We start from the raw sequence: 18,863 nt of genomic DNA, 5'->3' as shown, positions 1-18,863 counted from the left end.
ACGCGGGGCACGGCACCGCGCCCCGGGTCCGGAGCTCTCGGGTTGCCGTGTTCGTGGTCCTCGTCGCCCTGCTCGCGCTCGTCGTGCCGGTCCCGGCGGTGGCAGGGCCGGGCAGCGCCATCACGGGGATCGCTTGGGCCGATACGGCCCTCGATCAGACGCGGCCGGCGACCGGGGCCATCCCCAAGTCCGGCGTCACGGTTCAGCTGGTCACTCCTGCAACGAACGCGGTGGTTGCGACGACGATCACCGACGCCAGTGGCCGGTACACCTTCGCCAACGTCGCCGACGGCTCATACAACGTGCTGGTGACGGCCCCGTCCTTCCTCAAGTTCCCGAACGCCCTGACCGGCGGCTCGAACAGGTTCGTCTCGACGGGAACCCCGGCATCCAGCACGGACCCCTACCAGGGCGTGTCGCAGACGGTGACGATCGCGGGTGCGGCCCAGGTCACGAACCTGGATGCAGGCCTCCAGCCGATCGCGACGCTGAACGCTCAGCCGCTCGCTCAACCGGGATACAACTGCGCGAACGGGTCGGGGGAACTGGTTGCGCAGACCGACAGGGGAGGCTGCGTCACGAGCACACTGAGCAGCGTCTCGCAGGCTTTCGCCGTCTCGGTGTCCAACCTCGGCACCGGCCAGACGGTCAACAATCTGATCGCGACCTTCACCTTCACACCCCAGGGCGGCGCCGTGCTGACGATGCCCTCCTTCCCCCAGGGCTGTCAGACCACGGGTGTCACCCCTTCCTCGAGCATCACCGGCAACCTCACGCTGGTGTGCAATCTCGGCGCGGTGAACTCCGCGCAGATCATCGCGATCAAGCCCATCGTCGTGCCCAGCGCAGCCTCGCCGAACGGTTCCTCATTCGTCACCACCATGGTGGCGAGGGCGGGCGACGGCACAGCGGTCACATCGAACGTCGCCACGAATCCCCCCATCACGATCAGCGGTGCCCCGAACTACAACACCGACAAGACCGTCGTCTCGAACGCTGGGGCAGGCACGTACACGGTCAACGGTCAGCCGCAGCTCGGGTATCAGATCACCTACCTGATCCGCGGGTACCCGCAGACGGCCGTCGGATCAGCCACACTGGCCACCCCGCTGACGATCCCCGATGCCGGCATCCCCCAGTTCCCGAACGCTGTCGTCACTGGATGCACGGGCCCCAGCGTCTGGTACAACCAGAACCTCACCCCTGTTCAGAACTGTCCCATAAACCAGACTGCCTCCGCCGCCTCGCCCTGGAACCTCACCTTCACGAACTACGCGCCCAGCGGCCAGCAGTGCGTGAATCTGGGCGGAATCGTCTGCTTCAACACCGGTACCAACAACTACGCCACACAGCTCGTCGTCTTCGTTCCGGCCGCCGACGTCAACCGGGCCGCGAACCCGGCCTGGCAGCCTGGGGATCCCCCGCCGACAGGTACGGTGAACTTCCAGAACTGCCTGGGGAACGGCGTCGACGGCAAGCGCGACGCGGCTGGTCAGCTCAACAACGGCAACGGCGTGATGGGCGGGCAGCGCTGCGTCTCGTCGAGCTTCGCCGTCGCGCAGAGCTTCCCGTCGCCCATCCAGGCCTTCAAGCGCTACGAGATCAACGGCACCTCGACGACCGACGGCTACTTCGTCGGGCCCGGCGAGCCGAACGTGCAGGCGCACCTGCAGTACGTCAACACCGCCTCGATCCCCGACCCGAACTTTTCGATGTGCGACTACTTCGACGTGTCCACGATGCTGTTGACGGCGACCAACCCGGTCGTCACGGGAAACCTCCCCGCCGGCTTCCGGGTGGAGTACGGGATCGCCCCGAACACGATCGATGTGCAGGTGGGTCCGCCCGCGACCAACGCCACGTACCCGCAGGATCCGGTCTACGCCTACAGCAATACGGACCAGAACACGATCGGCAGCAACTGCAGCCGGTATACCGGTACATGGAACACCGACCCTGCAGCGTTCGGCCCGGACTGGCGGCAGCGGGTGAACATCGTGCGGATCGCGCCGATCCCGGGATTCCCGACGACGCCGGCCGCGCCCGCGGGGACGACCGTGCAGTTCTACCTGAACTTCGATGTCCAGAGCGTGTACAACGGCGGACCGCACGCCGGCCAGATCATCCCGAACGGAGCGTACATCCCCAACGTCGGATCATGGGACCGCGGGCCTCTCGACCCGTCCTACTCCAGTCAGACCGCGAAGGTGTACTACAAGCAGGTGCTTCCCAAGAACGTGACGGGGAGCAAGTCGTATGCGTACGGCAACCCCAGCTACGGCACAGGAGGGGTGCCGGACACCGGGTTCAGCGGCAACGGGCGATACACGAACGCTGGAGCGACGATCCTGGCTTTCGTCGGCTACCGGAACATCGGGCCGTCCCCCGACTACGACGCGCTGATCTGCGACTACTTCGACGTCTCGACTCTGAGCCTGAACAGCGCCGGCATGACCCGACCGACCAACAACGGAAACGGGTCCCTCGCCATCGCGGTGCCCACCGGCTTCCGGATCGAGTACGGCGTCGCACCCAACACCGTGAATTCCCAGGTCGGCACCCCCACGGTGGGCAACGGATACGCCGCGCCGGTCTACCAGTACTCCAACGCGGAGCAGCAGGCGGGCGCACTCGGCTGCCGCACGCTCGATGCGGACTTCACACCGACGCCGGCGACGGCGTTCGGTGCGAATTGGCGCGACGTCGTGAACGTTGTGCGCCTCGCCCCCATCCCGGGCTTCATGCCGACACCGCAGATCCCCGCCGGATTCTTCGGCTACCTGACTCTCAACTTCGCCGTCCGCGCCTCGTACAACGGGGGCCCGAACGCCGGGGCGCCGATCCCGCAGGGGGCCAATATCCCGAACGTCGGCTCCTGGGACACACCGCAGAACACCGCCGCGCCCGTCACCACCCAGACCGCGACCGTCTCGTACCTGGCATATCAGCTGGGACTGGTCAAAAGCGTGAACACCGGCGTCTCGTACCAGCCGGGCAGCCAGGTGCAGTGGCAGATCACACCGCGAGTCACCCAGGGGGTCGCCCAGCGACAGATCAGCGGCGTCACGATCACTGACGTCGTTCCGGCGAACACCGTCTTCAACGCGGCATGCACGAACGCGAGTCTCCCGCCCGGAGTGACCGCCGCGCTCAACCTCGTGACCAACACCGTGACCTTCACGTACTCCGAGACCTACGTCGTGAACGCAACCCTGCCGCAGAACCTCCCGGCCGTGACGATGTGCACCGACATCCTCTCGACCGTCAACCCCGGCATCCAGATCAGCAACTCGGCGCGGGTGACCTCGAACGAGGCTCCCGCGGCTGTCGCCAGCAACACTTCGACGATCGCGGTCGGCGGTGCCGGCCGCCTCGCCATCAGCAAGTCTGTGAGCAAGCCCGTCATCTCCTCCGGAGAGACGTACAGTTGGGGGCTGCGCTGGACCAACAACAGCCCCGTGGCGTTCGCAGCGCCGCAGATCATCGACGTGCTCCCGTACAACAGCGACGGGTCGAGCGGCGCCAGCTCGGAACGGCTGACGGGGTCATCCAACTTCGCGGGGAGCAACGTCCTCACCGGAGCGTTGGCACAGCCGGTCTACGCTGCGGGCAGCACCTCGACGGGCGCGGCCGCCGGCACCTGGTACTACACGACCGCCAGCCCGACGTCGATCGAGCAGAACCCGGGCGACCCGTCCAATGAGAACCCCGGCACGGGCAGCAGCATCTGGGTACCAGCGGCGGCGATCGCCGACTGGTCACAGGTCACGGGCGTCTTCTTCTCGTCGAGCGGGTTCCTGAACAGCGGCGACACCGTGACAGCGACGATCCCGATGCAGGCGAACAACGGAACTCAACTCGGCAACATCTACGTCAACCAGGCGGAGCTCTACAGTTCGAGCGCCCCGGCGAACCCGGTCGTCACCAACAACCCGTATACGCAGATCCCTGGCATCACGATCCTCAAGCAGGCCTCCTCGTCGTCGGTATCGCGGGCCGGTGACACCGTCACCTACACCTTCACCGTCGCGAATCAGGGGAGGGTCAGTGTGGCGAACGTCTCGGTGGCCGACACACAGATCGCGCCCTCTCTCGCGGCGTCGCTCAGCCCGATCACGTGCACATCCCTCACTTCGCCGGCCGCTGCGTGCTCCGGTACCGTCCTGCCGCTGCTGGCCGCCGGGCAGACGGCGCGGTTCACCGCGACGTACACCGTCACTCAGGCGGATGTGGACAACGGGTCCATCTCCGACACAGCCGTCGCGAACGCCGTCACCAACCCGGGCGGCGAGCCCCTCACCTCGAGCCCCTCCACAGCGCTGGTGTCTGCTCCGGCGGCGCCGGCCGTGGATCTGGTGAAGACGAGCCTCAACGGGTCCGTCTCCTCGGTGGGCGAGGTGATCGCGTACAACTTCCGCGTCACCAACACCGGGAACGTGACACTTCACGGCGTCTCGGTGACGGACCAGCAGATCGCCCCAGCCGGCCCGCTGACCAGCGGTCCGACGTGCCCCGCCGGAACGGTTGCACCGGGAGCGTTCGTCGACTGCACTGCCACCTACACCGTTCGGCAGGCGGACCTCGACGCCGGAAGCGTCAACGACACGGCCACCGCGTCCGCCCTCAGCCCGACGAACGTGAGGACGACCTCCCCGCAACGCTCCGCCAGTGTCCCGGTGGCTCAGTCGCCGTCCATCGACCTGGTCAAGTCGGTCACATCGCCGACCGGCCCCGTCACGGCGATCGGTGACGTGATCACCTACGGTTTCCGCGTAACCAACACCGGCAATGTGTCGGTCCAGAACGTCACCGTGACCGATCAGCAGGCCGCCCCGGCCGGTGGGCTCACCAGCGGACCGACCTGCCCGGCCGGAACCCTTGCGCCCGGAGCTTCGATGAACTGCACCGGGACGTACACGGTGACACAAGCCGACCTCGATGCCGGCGCGATCAACGACACGGCCACGGCCCGCGCCGATTCCCCCGCCGGCCCCGTCACGTCCGGACAGCGCACGGCCAGCGTGCCGGTCGCCCAGTCGCCCGCCGTCGACCTGGTCAAGTCCGTCACGGCGCCCGCCGGCCCGGTCACCGCGGTCGGCGATGTCGTCAGCTACAGATTCCGCGTCAGCAACACCGGGAACGTGACCCTCCACGGCATTTCGGTGTCGGACCAGCAGACTCCTCCGGCGGGTCCGCTGACCACTGGACCCACGTGCCCGGCCGCGACCCTCGCGCCGGGGGCGTTCGTAGACTGCACCGCGACCTACACGGTCACGCAAGCCGACCTCGACAACGGCTCCATCGAAGACACCGCCACCGCAGCCGGCGTCAGTCCGTCGAATGGCACTGTGCAGTCGCCCCATCGCTCGGCTACCGTCCTTGTGGCCCAGGCGGCGTCGATCGACCTGACGAAGTCGGTCACCTCTCCCGCCGGCCCGGTCACAGAAGTCGGTGACGTGATCACGTACAACTTCCGTGTGACCAACACCGGAAACGTCTCGGTGTACGACATAGGCGTCGCGGATCAGCAGGCGCCCCCCGCCGGCGAGCTCACGAGCGGACCGACGTGCCCGGCCGGAGTCGTGGCACCAGGGGCGTTCGCCGACTGCACCGCGACCTACGCCGTCACCCAGGCCGACCTCGACGCCGGCACCATCGGCGACACGGCCGCCGCGAATGCGGATTCGCCCGCCGGCAGGGTCATCTCCGACGAGCGCTCGGTCAGCGTTCCCGTCGCGCAGACATCTCGCATCTCTCTGGTGAAATCGGCCGAACCCGCCGGCGCCGCCGACTACGCAGCCGGGCAGCAGGTGACGTACTCGTTCGTCGTGACGAACACCGGCAACACCACGCTGACAGGCGCGTCCGTGTCGGAGGGCGATTTCACCGGCTCGGGTTCCCTCTCCGCGGTCACCTGCCCGCCCGGTGTCGGGACGCTCGCCCCGGGAGCTCAGACCACGTGCACTGCCACCTACACCATCACCCAGGCCGACGTGGAGCGCGGCCGCACCGACAACACCGCGACCGCGGTTGCCGACTCCCCCACCGGCACCGTCGAATCGGAACCGAGTTCGGTGAGTCTGCCGAGCCTGCCTGCGCCTTCGATCGACCTCCTGAAGTCGGTCGTCTCGCCCGCGGGACCGGCGACCACGGTCGGCGAGGTGATCACGTACAACTTCCGCGTCACCAACACCGGCAACGTCTCGGTGCGCGGCGTGACCGTCAGCGATCAGCAGATCGCGCCGGCGGGCGCCCTGACCAGCGGACCGACGTGTCCGGCCGGGGCGGTTCTGCCGGGCGCCGCGGTGGACTGCACGGCAACGTACACGGTCACTCAAGCCGATGTGGACGCCGGCACCATCAACGACACCGCCACGGCACACGCCGACTCCCCCGCGGGCGACGAGATCGCCTCCCCGGAGCGCTCTGTCAGCGTCCCGGTCGCGCAGAACCCCTCCATCGACCTGGCTAAGTCGGTGATATCGCCCATCGGCCCGATCACCGCCATCGGCGACGTCATCACCTACAACTTCCGGGTCACGAACACAGGCAACGTGGCGGTTGAGAACGTCACGGTCGCCGATGAGCAGGCTGCTCCGGCGGGCCCCCTCACCAGTGGGCCGACATGCCCGCCCGGCCCCCTGGCGCCGGGCTCGTTCGTCGACTGCGCGGGGACGTACACCGTCACCCAAGCGGATCTGGACGCCGGCACAGTCGCCGACACCGCTACCGCACGCGCGGATGCGCCCACCGGTCCCGTCGTCTCCCCGCCGCGGACGGCCGTTGTTCCGATCGTCGTGACGCGCGCGATCACCCTTGAGAAGAGTGCGGACGTGCAGGAGATCGACCACGTGGGGCAGCTCGTCACGTACTCGTTCCTCGTCGCGAATTCGGGCCAGGTCACACTGCGCGACGTGGGTGTCACCGACGACCAGACCCCGCCCGCGGGACCGCTCAGCGAGCCCGTCACGTGCCCCGTCGCCGTGCTCAGCCCCGGCGATTCGACGACATGCACCGCGACCTACGTGGTCACGCAGGCGGACATCGACCACGGCCGCGTCGACGACACCGCGGTCGCGCAGGGCACGCCGCCGGACGACGGCGGACCGGTCGCGTCGGCATCCGACACGCTGTCGATCGTCGTCACCGGGCAGGTGCCGTCGATCTCACTCGACAAGTCCGCCGACACGGACGAGATCACCACCCTCGGACAGGTCGTGACGTATTCGTTCGCTGTCACGAACACCGGCGACCTGACGCTGACGGATGTCGCAGTCGACGACGTTCAGGCGCCTCCGGCGGGCTCGCTCGACGCAGTGCCGGTCTGCGAGGCCGTTGTGCTGGCGCCCGACGAATCCACGACCTGCATGGCGAAGTACACCGTGACCCAGGCCGACATCGACAACGGCCGAGTCGACGACACCGCGACCGCGTACGGCTCGCCGCCGAACGGTGCGGTTCCGGTGGAGTCGACGGACGGGCTGTCCGTCCCGGTGACGCAGCAGACGGCATCCCTTTCGCTCGCTAAATCCGCGGACACCGAGGAGATCACGCGGCTGGGCCAGGTAGTGTCGTACTCCTTGCAGGTCACGAACACGGGAACCCTCTCCCTCACCGGCATCGAGGTCGTCGACGTCCAGGCGGCGCCGGCGGGCGACCTCGACTCCGCCCCTGTGTGCCCCGAGACCACGCTCCTCCCCGGGGCGTCGACGACCTGCACCGCGGCCTACACCGTGACACAGGCCGATCTCGACGAGGGCCGGGTCAGTGACAGGGCTATCGCGTTCGGCACGCCGCCGGGCGCGGCACCCGTGCAGTCGGAGGCCGACGAGCTGACTATCCCGGTGAGCGCTCAGACGCGCTCGCTCAGCATCGTCAAGACGGCGAACGCCAGCAGCCTCACCGGCGCCGGACAGGTGGTCGTCTTCGACTTCACCGTCACCAACACCGGGACGCTCACGCTGACAGAGGTGTCGGTCCAGGATGCGCAGGAGTTCCCCGAGGACGTGCTGTCATCGCCGGTGCAGTGCCCCGGCACCACGCTGGCGCCCGGATCATCGATGACCTGCCACGCTGGCATGATCGTGTCGCCCGCAGCGTATCAACGGGGTCGGATCGGCGATACCGCCACGGCCTCGGCATACGGCGGCGTGGAAGGGCAGACGGTCGACTCCGGCGAGTCGAGCGTCAGACTCCAGGCGCCGCCGATGCCTCCGACGCCGCCGGCGGCTCCGCCGGTCCCCGCGGGTGGGCTTCCCGTCACGGGGCTGGCCGCGGCACCGTGGGTTGCCTTCACCCTTGCTCTCGGCCTTCTCGCCGGGGGGACCGTGCTGGTGGGATCCCGTCGCCGAAGCCGCGGGCGGCGGTGAAAGCCCAGGAGGCGTGCTCCCACGTCTCAGTCCTCGATCGAGCTCCCCGGCGGGCTCCTCGCCTATCGGGCTGGAGGATCCGTATCCGCCGCCCACCCGCTGTGGTTTGCTGATCGGATGGGAAGTCATTCCGGCCAACCGGATCCCGGCGAGACCCGGGTCCCGATCGGTGGAGTGCTCGCCGGACTGGAGATCCACCCTCTCGAACCCGGCGACACCGCGATCGAGGCGTTCGTTCTGGTGAAGAGCCTGGACAAGGACGGCCGAATCGCCTGGGGATACCGCACCACGAGTGCGCTCAACCGCGAGGAACTCCTCGGCGCACTCGTCGTCCAAGTCGCGGTGCTGAAGAAGGAGCTGCGCGACGAGTGGGACGACTGAACGAATCCTGCTCCGCGCCGCGAGTGGCGGGCTCGATGCAATGTCGCTCGCCTGTGGTCGCGATGATCGCGGCCTGCCCCGGGCATGTGGGCCGATCGCGGGCGAGCGGATTCGAGGCGCCTCAGCGCCAGACAGACGAAAGCCCCGGGATCCATCGCTACGCGGATCGCGGGGCTTCCAGTGACAACGGCTGGTGGAGATGGGGGGAATCGAACCCCCGTCCATCGCTGAGTAACGGCGGTTTCTCCGGGCGCAGTCTGTGGAAGCGTTCTGCTCGGCCCCGACCTTTGTCACAGACACCTAAGTCGACGGGCCCAGCCTGAGAAGAGTCCCGCGTGACGCTCAGGCGCCGTCACGCAGCGAGATCCCTAGATGACGCCAAGGACCGTGACGGGATCAGTCACGGATTGACGGAGTCGGGCTCGCAGCTCAGGCTGCGAGGGCGAACTCGGACTGCTTGTGTTCGGCAGTTATTGGTTTGCAGGGGGCGTTTGCGAGATAACCCTGCATCCTCGGCCCGCTTCACGCAGATTCGCAGGCGATGTCGAAACCGATCATCCCCGTGCCTCGAATCGAGGTGGTGCTTCTCTCGAAGCGGCCGTTGTCACGCTGTGGAGTTGTCACGCCTCGGATGCCGCGGCATCCGGAGCACACCAGAATACAACGGATCCTCTGCATCCGGAATTCCCGGCCCGGCCGGCTCCGCGTAGAGTCGCGACCATGAGCGAAGTCGTCATCACCGTACGCGGGGAGCACGAGGCCAGGGTCGCGCCCGAGGAGGGGGTGGTCCGACTCTCGGTGCGCGCGGAGGGGCCCGAGCGTGGAAGGGTCGTCGAGCGCATCGCGGCCCTGGCCGAGCCTCTTCGCACCGACCTCGCCGCGCGGAAGGAGCAGGGCAGCGTCCGGGAGTGGTCGAGCCAGCGCGTCGCGGTGTGGGCGAATCGCCCCTGGAACAACGAGGGCAAGCAGCTCGCGCTCGTGCACTACGCATCGGTCGAGTTCACCGCCGCGTTCACGGACTTCGCGGCCCTCTCGTGGTGGGTCACCGACGTCTCAGAACGCGATGGGATCCAGGTGGACGGCGTGGATTGGCAGCTCACGCGTGCGACCGCCAAGCAGGCCGAGGCGGATGTCGCGGCCGAGGCGGTGCGCGTCGCCGTCGAGCGGGCTACGGCTTACGCCGAGGCGATCAGCTTATCGACGGTGACGCCGGTCGAGATCGCCGACGTCGGGCTGCTCAACCCCCGCGATCCCGCACCGGCTCCCATGGCGCGCATGATGAAGGCATCCTTCGCTGCGGACTCCGGCGGCGGACCGACCGTCGAGCTCCAGCCCGACGACATCCTGGTGACCGCCGCCGTCGAGGGGCGCTTCACGGCGACGTGACGTCGCGCGTCTCTTGCCTGAATCGAACATTTGTGCGATACTGGAGTCAGAGATTCGACACGGCTGATATCGGACGAGGCACGCTGAGCAGGGGTTGGAGATGCGCGGGATTCCGCGCACGTCGGATTTCGATCACCCCCGATCGAGCGAACAGGTCTCCGTGATCCCTCAGCCTCTCCCTGACTCCTTCGAGCAGCGCGCGCGCGACGAAGCGGCGACGTCCGTCCTCGTCGCGGCGTTCGTGGCGGGGCGCGATCGTCGCGCCGCCCAGGAGGCCGACGAGATCCGGACGCTCGCCGCCGCCGCGGCCCTCGTGGAGGAGCAGCGCGCACGGCTGACGACGCGCGCCTCGATGAAGTCCGACTTGCCGGCGCGGTCGATGGTCGCCGAGCTCGCCGCGGCGGCGCGAGTCAGCGAGCGGACCGTGCAGCGCCAGCTCGACGAAGCATCCGACCTCTGCTCGCGCTTCGGCGGGCTCGTCGACGCTCTGGCGGCAGCGCGCATCTCGCGTGCCCACGTCGCCGTCATCCACGATGCCGGTTTTCAGATCGAGGATGCCTCGGCCCGGTCCGTCTACGTCGAGACGGCCGTCGGGCGCGCCGAGACGACGACTCCGGGACGCCTGCGACCGATCGTGCAGATCCTCGCCGCGCGGGCTCACCCCCGTACGATGCAGGAGCGCCACGACCGCGCGATCGCGGAGCGCCGTGTGCGGGTGATCGACGGAAGCGACGGCATGGCGGATCTCCATGTCACCGCGGCCGCCGTCCTCATCCATGCGATCCACGACCGGCTCACGTCGGACGCTCGCTGCGTCATCGAAGCGCGACGGGCGGATGCGGATGATCCAAGCGACGACGACGGGACGGACGCGGCGGACGAGTCGGACGCGGACCATCGCACCATGGATCAGCTGCGCGTCGACGTCCTCACCGATCTCCTCCTCACCGGCAGCCCGCAGTCGTGCCGCGCAGGAGACGGACGGGACGCGATCACGGCGCGGGTTCAGATTCCCCTTCCCGTCTTGACGGCGATCGGCTCCGGCGATGAGCCGGCCATCCTCGCCGGGCACGGGCCCATCGATCCCGATACCGCGCGCCGACTCGCAGCCGGCGCGCCGACGTGGGAGCGCGTCATGACGTCACCGGTCACCGGGGCGGTCATGGCGGTCGACACCTACCGCCCCTGCAAGGCGATGGAGAGGTTCCTGGCGGTTCGGGACGAGCGGTGCCGCTTCCCCGGATGTCGGCAGCCGGTGTGGCGGTGCGACATCGATCACACGGTCGACGCGGCGCTGGGCGGTCCGACCGACTGCCGCAACCTCGCCCATCTGTGCAAGCGCCACCACGTCCTCAAGCACAACTCGGCGTGGAGGGTCCGCCAGTCGAGCGGCGGGGTGCTCGAGTGGACCAGCCCCACGGGCCGCGTCTATCGCGATCATTCCGAGCCGGTCGTGCGCTTCACGCCCGCGGCGCATCCACCGGGGATGGACTTCCGAGATCCCGCGACCTGGAGCAGGCTTGGGGAGAGCGACCCGCCTCGCTTCTGACGCCGACCGGCGATCGCGGGCGAGTAACGCCGGGAGACTCTGATGGAGCCTATTCGCCAAGGCGATTGCGCGAGCGCATCGCCCGTTCGGCCTCGCGCTTGTCCTCGCGCTCTCGGATCGTCTGGCGCTTCTCGAACTCCCGCTTGCCCTTGGCAACGGCGATCTCGACCTTCGCGCGGCCGTCGGAGAAGTACAGGCGCAGCGGCACAAGGGTGTAGCCGCCCGCCGCGACCGCGTGCGAGAGCTTGATGATCTCGTCCTTGTGGAGGAGGAGCTTGCGCGTCCGCTTGGCGGAGTGGTTGGTCCAGTGGCCCTGCGAGTACTCGGGGATGTGGACGGCGTCGAGGAAGGCCTCGCCGCCGTCGATGTACGCGTACCCGTCGCTGAGGTTCGCGCGCCCCTCGCGCAGCGACTTCACCTCTGTGCCGGTCAGCACGAGGCCGGCCTCGTAGGTCTTCTCGATGGCGTACTCGTGACGCGCGCGACGGTTGGTCGCGATGACCTTCTCACCGCGTTCCCTGGGCATGACGTTCCTGAGCTTTCGAAGATGGCTGGACGGCCCGCCAGTCTATCTCAGGCCCGCAGCCACCGGCGGATCGCGAAGCCCGCCGAGACCGCGGCGAGGGCGATACCGATGACGATGAGGATCGGGATGACGGTCCACGCGTCGTCGATCCCCACCCACGTCGTGACGAAGTCGACGCGATTGCGGAGGTACTGGTTCACGCCGAAGTGCACGCCGAGGAGCACCGCGCCGCTGGCGAGGACCGACCCGATCAGCGCCGCGAACACGCCCTCGAGGATGAACGGAGTCTGGATGAAGCCGTTCGACGCTCCGACGAGCCGCATGATGCCGAGCTCTCGCCTTCGCGCATACGCCGAGAGCCGGATCGTCGTCGCTATGAGCAGCACGGCGGCCACGAGCATGAGCGCCGCGATGCCGACGGCGATGTAGGTCGCGACCGTGAGAGCCGAGAACAGGGGCTCGAGGTACTGCAACTGGTCTTTGACCTCTTCGACGCCGCTCATCCCCCGGAAGGCCTCGATGATGACGGCGGACTGCCGCTGGTCGACGAGGTTGACGCGGAAGGTCTCGTTGACCTGATCGGGCGTCACCACGCTGGCCGCCTCCTCGCCGACGAGGTCGAGAAGCTCCTGATACGCCTGATCGTGATTCACGAAGTCGTACGTGCGGATGAGCGGGGCGAGGGCGGCGCCGTCCAGGCGCGCGCGCACCTCGGTCAGCTGGTCCTCCGTCGCAGCGCCCTCCGTGCACGTCGCCGTCTGCGACACGGACGTGCACATGTAGATCGCGACCTGCGCGCGGTCCACCCAGAAGTCGCGCATCGTGCCGATCTGCATCTGCATGAGGATCGCGGCACCGACGAACGTGAGCGAGACGAACGTGACCAGGATGACCGAGATGACCATCGAGACGTTGCGGCGCAGGCCGTTCAGCGCCTCCCCGAGGACGAGTCCCATCCTCACGACGTCGGCCCCACCTGGTCATCGGGATCGACCTCGCCGAGCCCGAGCCTGTCTGCGAGGCCCAGCTCGGCGACATCGAGCTCCAGCTCCTCCACGGTCGGGATGGGAGCGGTTCGCGGTCGCGCCGGCTCCTCGCGGGCACCGGACGACGCGCCGGTGGCTGCATCGCTCGGGGAGGTCTCGGCGACGGCGTCCCCCGCCCGGGGCGTCACGGCGACGGCCGCCTCGTCGCCCGAGTCGGGGACGATGATCGGCGGCGCCTCGTCGATCCTCGCCTCGATGAGAGCCTCGACGGCCTCCTCTCGAGCCAGCTCGCTGGCGACGATGGCTTCGTCCTCGACGACCAGCTCGGCGGATGCTGCCGCCGCCGCGACCGCGGCATCCACGGCCTCCGAGTCCACCGTGCCGGTCTCCACGATCTCGCGGTGCAGCTCGAGGACGGCGGTGAGGGCGGCGACCGCGGCCGCGCCCTTCTCGGGCTCGGGGGCGAGGCTCGGCAGGCTCGAGGTGTCGCCGTACCCGCCGTGCCGCTCGTCGCGCACCATCTCGCCGTTCTGCAGCTCGATGACGCGGCGCTGCATCTGATCGACGAAGCCCGCCTCATGCGTGGCCATGATGACCGTCGTGCCGCCGGCGTTGATGCGGGCCAGGAGCTGCATGATGTCGACGGACGTGGCCGGGTCCAGGTTCCCGGTGGGCTCGTCGGCGAGGAGCACCTGCGGGCGGTTGACCAGAGCACGGGCGATCGCCACGCGCTGCTGCTCGCCGCCCGACAGTTCGTGCGGGAACCGCTTCTCCTTCCCCTTGAGGCCGACGAGTGCGAGCACCTCGGGGACGGCCTGCTGCACGAAGGCGGAGGAGGAGCCGATGACCTGCAGCGTGAACGCGACGTTCTGGAAGACCGTCTTGGTCGGCAGCAGCCGGAAGTCCTGGAACACCGCCCCGATGTGCCGCCGCAGGTAGGGCACCTTGCGATTGGGCAGCGTCTTCAGATCGCGGCCGAGCACGACGACGCGCCCGTCGGACGGGGTCTCCTCGCGCAGGATGAGCCGCAGGCACGAGGACTTGCCCGACCCCGACGGTCCGACGAGGAAGAGGAACTCCCCCCGCGTGACCTCGAAATCGATGTCGTGCAGGGCGGGTTTCGCGGTGCCGCGGAAGCGCTTCGTGACGTTCTCGAACCGGATCATGGCTTCTCGAGCCTAAGCGCGCCGGACGCCGCGTGTCCGAGCGACACCCGCGGGCGCAGCATCCATCTCCGCCGTCGGGCGTGTGCCAGGCTGGAGACATGAACGGGCGAGGCGAGCTCTCGTGAGCCCTCGCGTGATCGTGATCGGCGCCGGCAGTGCGGGGTGCGTGTTCGCCGCCGACATCGCCGGCCGTGCCCGCGTCACCGTCCTGGAGGCGGGACGACGGATGCCGCGGCACGACCTGCTCCGCGCCCGGACGCCCGACGAGGTCGCCGTGGCTCCCGACCTGCGCTGGTCGCTGCCGGCAAGGCTGACGGGCGACCGAGGCTGGCAGGCATCCCCCGGCCGGGTCGTCGGGGGATCGTCCCTGCCCAACGGCGGCTACTTCGCCGCGCCGGTCGGCGCGGATCTGCGGTCATGGCACCTCGCTGGAGGCGAGGCCTGGGAGCCCGCCCGCGTGCGCGCCGCGATCGAGCGCGTCGGCCGTGCGCTCGGCGCACGCCCCGCCCCGAGGACCCATCCCATCGCTGTCGCGTTCGCGGAGGCATCCGTCGCCGAAGGCTTCGGATCGGCACTGCTCCCCCTCGGGACGGTCGTGCACGACGGACTTCCGTGGACCGCGGCCGAGGCGTTCCTCGACGGAGCGCCCGTCGAGGTGCGCACCGGCAGCCGCGCGGCGCGGATCGTCGTCGAGGCGGGTCGCGCCGTCGGTGTCGAGGTGGCGCATGCCGACGGCTCGCAGGAGACCCTTCCCACGGACGAGGTGGTCCTGAGCGCAGGAGCGTTCGGCTCCGCGCGGCTGCTTCTCGCCTCGGGCATCGGTCCCGCCCCGCTGCTGGAGAGCCACGGGATCCAGACGCGCGTCGATCTGCCGGGCGTGGGATCGGCGTTCAGCGATCATCCGACCGTGTGGGTCGAATGGATTCCGACGGACCTGCTCGCGGAGCGGGATGCCGGGCGCGATTCGGCCGAGGGGGCGTTCCCCCTCGCGCTTCCGCTCGGAGCGGACGGCGAGCCGGGCGACGACCTGGAGCTCCTGGTCTGCCTTCGCCCGCCCGAGGTTCCTGCGGGCCCGTCGTCCCGGTTCGGCCTTCTCGTCGGCCTTCAGCGCCCGGTGTCCCGGGGATCCGTCGCCCCGACGGCGGCGCATCCCTTCGCGCCGATGGCGATCGACTACCGGTATCTCGCCGACGAGCGCGACCGCGCCGCGCTGCGTACGGGCGTCCGTGCGGCGGCCCGCCTCGTCGCCTCGCCGGCGTTCGCTCCTCTGGTCGAGCGGCTCGCGGACCTCGACGATGCGACGCTGCGGGACGACGGCCGTCTCGACGCCTGGATCGCGGCGCACCTCGGCAGCGCGGCGCACACGTGCGGCACGGCGCCCATGGGGCCCTCCGGCGACCCGGGTGCGGTCGTCGACGGCGCGGGGAGGGTGCGCGGCGTGGACGGGCTGCGCGTCGCCGACACGTCGATCCTTCCCACGGCTCCCTCGCGCGCACCGGGCGCCATCGCCTGTGCCATCGGCGCGATCGTCGCTGCGCAGTTCTGAGGGCACCCGCGCGCCGTCGGGCCCGGGGTCAGTCCTCGTCGTCCTTGCGCTTGCGCCAGCGGATCCCGGCCGCGATGAAGCCGTCGAGGTCTCCGTCGAACACGGGAGCGGGATTGCCGACCTCGTACCCGGTACGCAGATCCTTGACGAGCTGCTGGCCGTAGAGGAAGTAGGACCGCATCTGGTCGCCCCAGCTCGCCGTGATCGTGCCCGCGAGCTCCTTCTTCTTCGCCGCCTCCTCCTCGCGCTTGAGCAGCAGCAGGCGCGTCTGCAGGACGCGCATCGCGGCGGCGCGGTTCTGGATCTGCGACTTCTCGTTCTGCATCGACACGACGATCCCCGTCGGCATGTGCGTCAGCCGCACCGCGGAGTCGGTGGTGTTGACCGACTGACCGCCGGGGCCGGAGGAGCGGAACACGTCCACGCGCAGGTCGCCCTCGGGGATGTCGACCTCGACGGCCTCCTCCATGACGGGGATGACCTCGACCGCCGCGAACGAGGTCTGACGCTTGTCGGCGGATCCGAAGGGGCTGATCCGGGCGAGACGGTGCGTGCCCGCCTCGACGGAGAGGGTGCCGTACGCGTATGGGGCGTCGATCTCGAACGTCGCTGACTTGATGCCGGCGCCCTCCGCGTACGAGGTGTCCATCACCTTGACCGGGTACTTGTGACGCTCGGCCCACCGCAGGTACATGCGCATGAGCATCTCGGCGAAGTCCGTGGCGTCGTCACCGCCCGCCCCCGAGCGGATGGTCACGACCGCGGCACGGTCGTCGTACTCGCCGTCGAGCAGCGTCTGCACCTCGAGCTGACCCACGATGTCCTCGAGCTCGGCGAGCTCGCGGCGCGCCTCCTCGGCGGAGTCCTCGTCGTCCATCTCGTTCGCGAGCTCGACGAGCACGTCCAGATCGTCGAGCCGCTGCTCGATGTCGCTGATGCGCTTGAGCTCGGCCTGGCGGTGGCTGAGCGCACTGGTCACCTTCTGCGCCTTCTCGACGTCGTCCCAGAGGTCGGGGGCGCCTGCCTCCTCGCTCAGCCGGGAGATGTCGGAGCTGAGCGCGTCGACATCCACGACGGCCTTGATATCGGCGAACGTGGAGCGGAGCGCTTCGATGTCGGCGGAGAGATCGAGTTCGAGCATGACACTCCAGACTAACGTGGAAGCGATGACCGACAGCGCCGAGCCGCCCCGCGCGCGGAATGTGCTCTGGCGGTTCGGACCCATGATCTACGGGCCGACGGTGCTTTTCGCGCTCGGCGAGGGCGCCGTCATCCCCCTCATCCCCGTCATCGCCGCGCAGCTCGGCGCGGATGTCGCGACGGCCGCGCTCGTCGCCGCGGCGCTCGTCGTGGGGCAGCTCTGCGGCAACCTCCCCGCGGGCTGGGCGGTCGCTCGCATCGGCGAGCGCCTGACGATGGCGGTCGCCGGCGGCATCGCGTTCATCGGAGTCGTCGCGCTCGCCTTCGCTCCGGTGCTCGGGGTGTTCGCGGCATCCGTCTTCCTGATCGGCTTCTGTGCCGCCGCGTTCGGTCTTGCGCGCCACTCGTTCATGACGACGCGCGTGCCGCTGGCCTTCCGCGCGCGAGCGCTGTCGCTGCTCGGCGGCACCTTCCGCCTCGGGATGTTCATCGGGCCGTTCATCGCGGCCGCTCTCCTCGCCGTGTTCGGCGACGAGCACGCAGCGATCTGGTTCTTCGGCGGATGCCTCGTGGCCTGCGTGCTGCTCGTGCTGTTCGGGCCTGACCCCGAGCAGCAGGTCGCCCCGCTCGACGAGCCGCTGACGGGCGAGGACACCGGCGAGCCCGTCTCGGGCTCCATCCCGGCGTCGGCCCTTCGAGCGGCTCACGATCCGCGGTCGGCGGGAGTGTTCCGTACGATGTGGCGCTTCCGCGGCGTGCTCGGCCGCCTGGGACTCGCCGCGGCGACGCTTGCCGCCGTGCGATCGGCGCGACAGGTCGTGCTGCCGCTGTGGGGCGTCTCGATCGGGCTCGACGCCCAGACGATCGCCCTCGTCGTGGGCATCTCCGGCGCCATCGACTTCGCCCTCTTCTACGCCAGCGGCCAGGTCATGGATCGCTTCGGCCGGCTGTGGGCCGCGCTTCCGGCGATGATTCTGATGGGTTCGGGGATCGTCGCCCTCGCCCTCACGCACGACCTCGACTCCTCGGCGATGTGGTTCGCGATGTTCGCGGCGGTGCTCGGCGTCGGCAACGGCCTCTCCAGCGGCATCCTCCTCACGCTCGGAGCCGACGTCGCCCCCGAATCGGACCCGGCGCCGTTCCTCGGTTCGTGGCGCACACTCACCGATGCCGGAGGTGCGCTCTCGCCGCTCCTCGTCTCGGGCATCGCCGCGATCTCGTCCCTCGCTCTGGCAACCGGCGTCATCGGTCTGATCGGATTCGCCGGCGCGGCCCTCTTCGCGGTCTTCGTGCCGAGATTCGTCCCGCACGCCCGCGGAGCGAGGGGAAGCTGATCACACGAGTCCGAACTCACTCGCCGAGCGCGCCACCTCGCGGCGGCTGGAGAGCCCGAGCTTCGAGAGCACAGCCGAGACGTGGTGATCGGCCGTCTTCGGAGAGATGTAGAGGCGCTCGGCCAGTTCCGCGTTCGTGAGACCTTGCGCGACGAGGCGGGCGACGTCGAGCTGACGATTCGTCAGGCCCGCGGGATTCGCGCGGGTCGTCCGTCGTGGTTGGGCAGGGAGGGAACGGATGCCGCGATCGGCCACCATCGCCCGGGCTCGCGCAGCCGTGCCTTCCACGTCCAGCTGCTGGAGGTTCGCGAGCGCGGCGACCGCCGCGTCGGCGCGTGCGGCGTGAAGCCCCGCCATTGCGGAGTCGTAGGGCGTGCCGAGACGGAGCCATCGCGCGGACGCCTCCTCATGCCGACCGTCGAGCTCGAGCCGATGCGGCTCGGCGACCTGTGGTGCATCGAGGGCGACGCCGATGCGCCG

At 69.3% G+C, this 18,863-nt stretch carries 11 protein-coding genes and 1 other RNA gene; 6 read left to right on the top strand and 6 right to left on the bottom strand.

Going from position 1 to position 18,863, the window contains the following annotated elements:
- The first annotated feature begins 47 nt into the window (after positions 1–47).
- Both EV279_RS10345 and EV279_RS10340 read left to right on the top strand, forming a co-directional pair.
- A complete protein-coding gene (locus EV279_RS10345) occupies positions 48–8,369 on the top strand; it encodes an SdrD B-like domain-containing protein (RefSeq protein ID WP_166644502.1) in 8,322 nt (2,773 codons plus the stop codon).
- Between the two features lie 117 nt (positions 8,370–8,486).
- Positions 8,487–8,750, top strand: a complete 264-nt coding sequence (locus EV279_RS10340) for a hypothetical protein (RefSeq protein ID WP_133543197.1) — start codon at positions 8,487–8,489, stop codon at positions 8,748–8,750.
- Between the two features lie 191 nt (positions 8,751–8,941).
- On the opposite strand, the gene ssrA is transcribed toward EV279_RS10340, so the two are convergent.
- Positions 8,942–9,312: a transfer-messenger RNA gene (ssrA, locus tag EV279_RS10335) on the bottom strand.
- Positions 9,313–9,470: 158 nt separating this feature from the next.
- Here ssrA and EV279_RS10330 point away from each other — a divergent pair.
- On the top strand, positions 9,471–10,136 hold the full coding sequence (locus EV279_RS10330) for an SIMPL domain-containing protein (protein ID WP_133543195.1): 666 nt from the start codon (positions 9,471–9,473) through the stop codon (positions 10,134–10,136).
- A 160-nt stretch (positions 10,137–10,296) separates the two neighbouring features.
- Positions 10,297–11,685, top strand: a complete 1,389-nt coding sequence (locus tag EV279_RS10325) for an HNH endonuclease signature motif containing protein (RefSeq protein WP_243728530.1) — start codon at positions 10,297–10,299, stop codon at positions 11,683–11,685.
- 49 nt (positions 11,686–11,734) lie between these two features.
- On the opposite strand, the gene smpB is transcribed toward EV279_RS10325, so the two are convergent.
- From smpB to ftsE, 3 genes are read right to left on the bottom strand one after another with little or no spacing between them, the layout of a single operon-like run.
- Positions 11,735–12,211: an SsrA-binding protein SmpB gene (smpB, locus tag EV279_RS10320; RefSeq protein WP_133543191.1), complete on the bottom strand. Its 477-nt coding sequence runs from the start codon at positions 12,209–12,211 to the stop codon at positions 11,735–11,737.
- A gap of 47 nt (positions 12,212–12,258) precedes the next feature.
- Positions 12,259–13,173 carry a permease-like cell division protein FtsX gene (gene ftsX, locus EV279_RS10315; protein ID WP_133543189.1) on the bottom strand — a complete coding sequence of 305 codons (915 nt, stop codon included), beginning with the start codon at positions 13,171–13,173 and terminating at the stop codon, positions 12,259–12,261.
- Positions 13,170–14,363 (bottom strand): cell division ATP-binding protein FtsE, encoded by a 1,194-nt coding sequence (gene ftsE / locus EV279_RS10310; RefSeq protein ID WP_133543186.1) that lies wholly within the window; start codon positions 14,361–14,363, stop codon positions 13,170–13,172. The genes ftsX and ftsE overlap by 4 nt, the downstream gene beginning before the upstream one ends.
- A gap of 121 nt (positions 14,364–14,484) precedes the next feature.
- Between ftsE and EV279_RS10305 the strand changes: the two genes are divergently transcribed.
- Entirely contained in the window at positions 14,485–15,909 is a 1,425-nt protein-coding gene (locus tag EV279_RS10305) for a GMC oxidoreductase (RefSeq protein ID WP_133543184.1), read from the top strand.
- A gap of 28 nt (positions 15,910–15,937) precedes the next feature.
- Here EV279_RS10305 and prfB read toward each other — a convergent pair whose 3' ends face one another.
- Positions 15,938–17,050, bottom strand: coding sequence for a peptide chain release factor 2 (gene prfB, locus EV279_RS10300; protein WP_133543182.1), 1,113 nt, complete (start codon positions 17,048–17,050; stop codon positions 15,938–15,940).
- A gap of 25 nt (positions 17,051–17,075) precedes the next feature.
- On the opposite strand from prfB, the gene EV279_RS10295 reads away from it, so the two are divergent.
- Positions 17,076–18,383 (top strand): MFS transporter, encoded by a 1,308-nt coding sequence (locus EV279_RS10295; protein WP_133544856.1) that lies wholly within the window; start codon positions 17,076–17,078, stop codon positions 18,381–18,383.
- Here EV279_RS10295 and EV279_RS17065 read toward each other — a convergent pair whose 3' ends face one another.
- Positions 18,384–18,641 (bottom strand): LuxR C-terminal-related transcriptional regulator, encoded by a 258-nt coding sequence (locus EV279_RS17065; RefSeq protein WP_243728614.1) that lies wholly within the window; start codon positions 18,639–18,641, stop codon positions 18,384–18,386.
- Between the last annotated feature and the right edge of the window lie 222 nt (positions 18,642–18,863).

Origin of the sequence: Microbacterium sp. BK668 (assembly GCF_004362195.1) — a bacterium.
GTDB lineage: Bacteria > Actinomycetota > Actinomycetes > Actinomycetales > Microbacteriaceae > Microbacterium.
The sequence above is the reverse complement of the archived record's forward strand: the minus strand, read 5'-3'. Positions and strand labels throughout refer to the sequence as shown.

Excerpts from the sequence above, each read along its gene's own strand:
- EV279_RS17065 (WP_243728614.1), bottom strand. The coding sequence starts at position 18,641 with ATGGTGGCCGATCGCGGCATCCGTTCCCTCCCTGCCCAACCACGACGG.
- EV279_RS10340 (WP_133543197.1), top strand. The coding sequence starts at position 8,487 with ATGGGAAGTCATTCCGGCCAACCGGATCCCGGCGAGACCCGGGTCCCG.
- prfB (WP_133543182.1), bottom strand. The coding sequence starts at position 17,050 with ATGCTCGAACTCGATCTCTCCGCCGACATCGAAGCGCTCCGCTCCACG.
- smpB (WP_133543191.1), bottom strand. The coding sequence starts at position 12,211 with ATGCCCAGGGAACGCGGTGAGAAGGTCATCGCGACCAACCGTCGCGCG.
- EV279_RS10295 (WP_133544856.1), top strand. The coding sequence starts at position 17,076 with ATGACCGACAGCGCCGAGCCGCCCCGCGCGCGGAATGTGCTCTGGCGG.
- EV279_RS10330 (WP_133543195.1), top strand. The coding sequence starts at position 9,471 with ATGAGCGAAGTCGTCATCACCGTACGCGGGGAGCACGAGGCCAGGGTC.
- ftsE (WP_133543186.1), bottom strand. The coding sequence starts at position 14,363 with ATGATCCGGTTCGAGAACGTCACGAAGCGCTTCCGCGGCACCGCGAAA.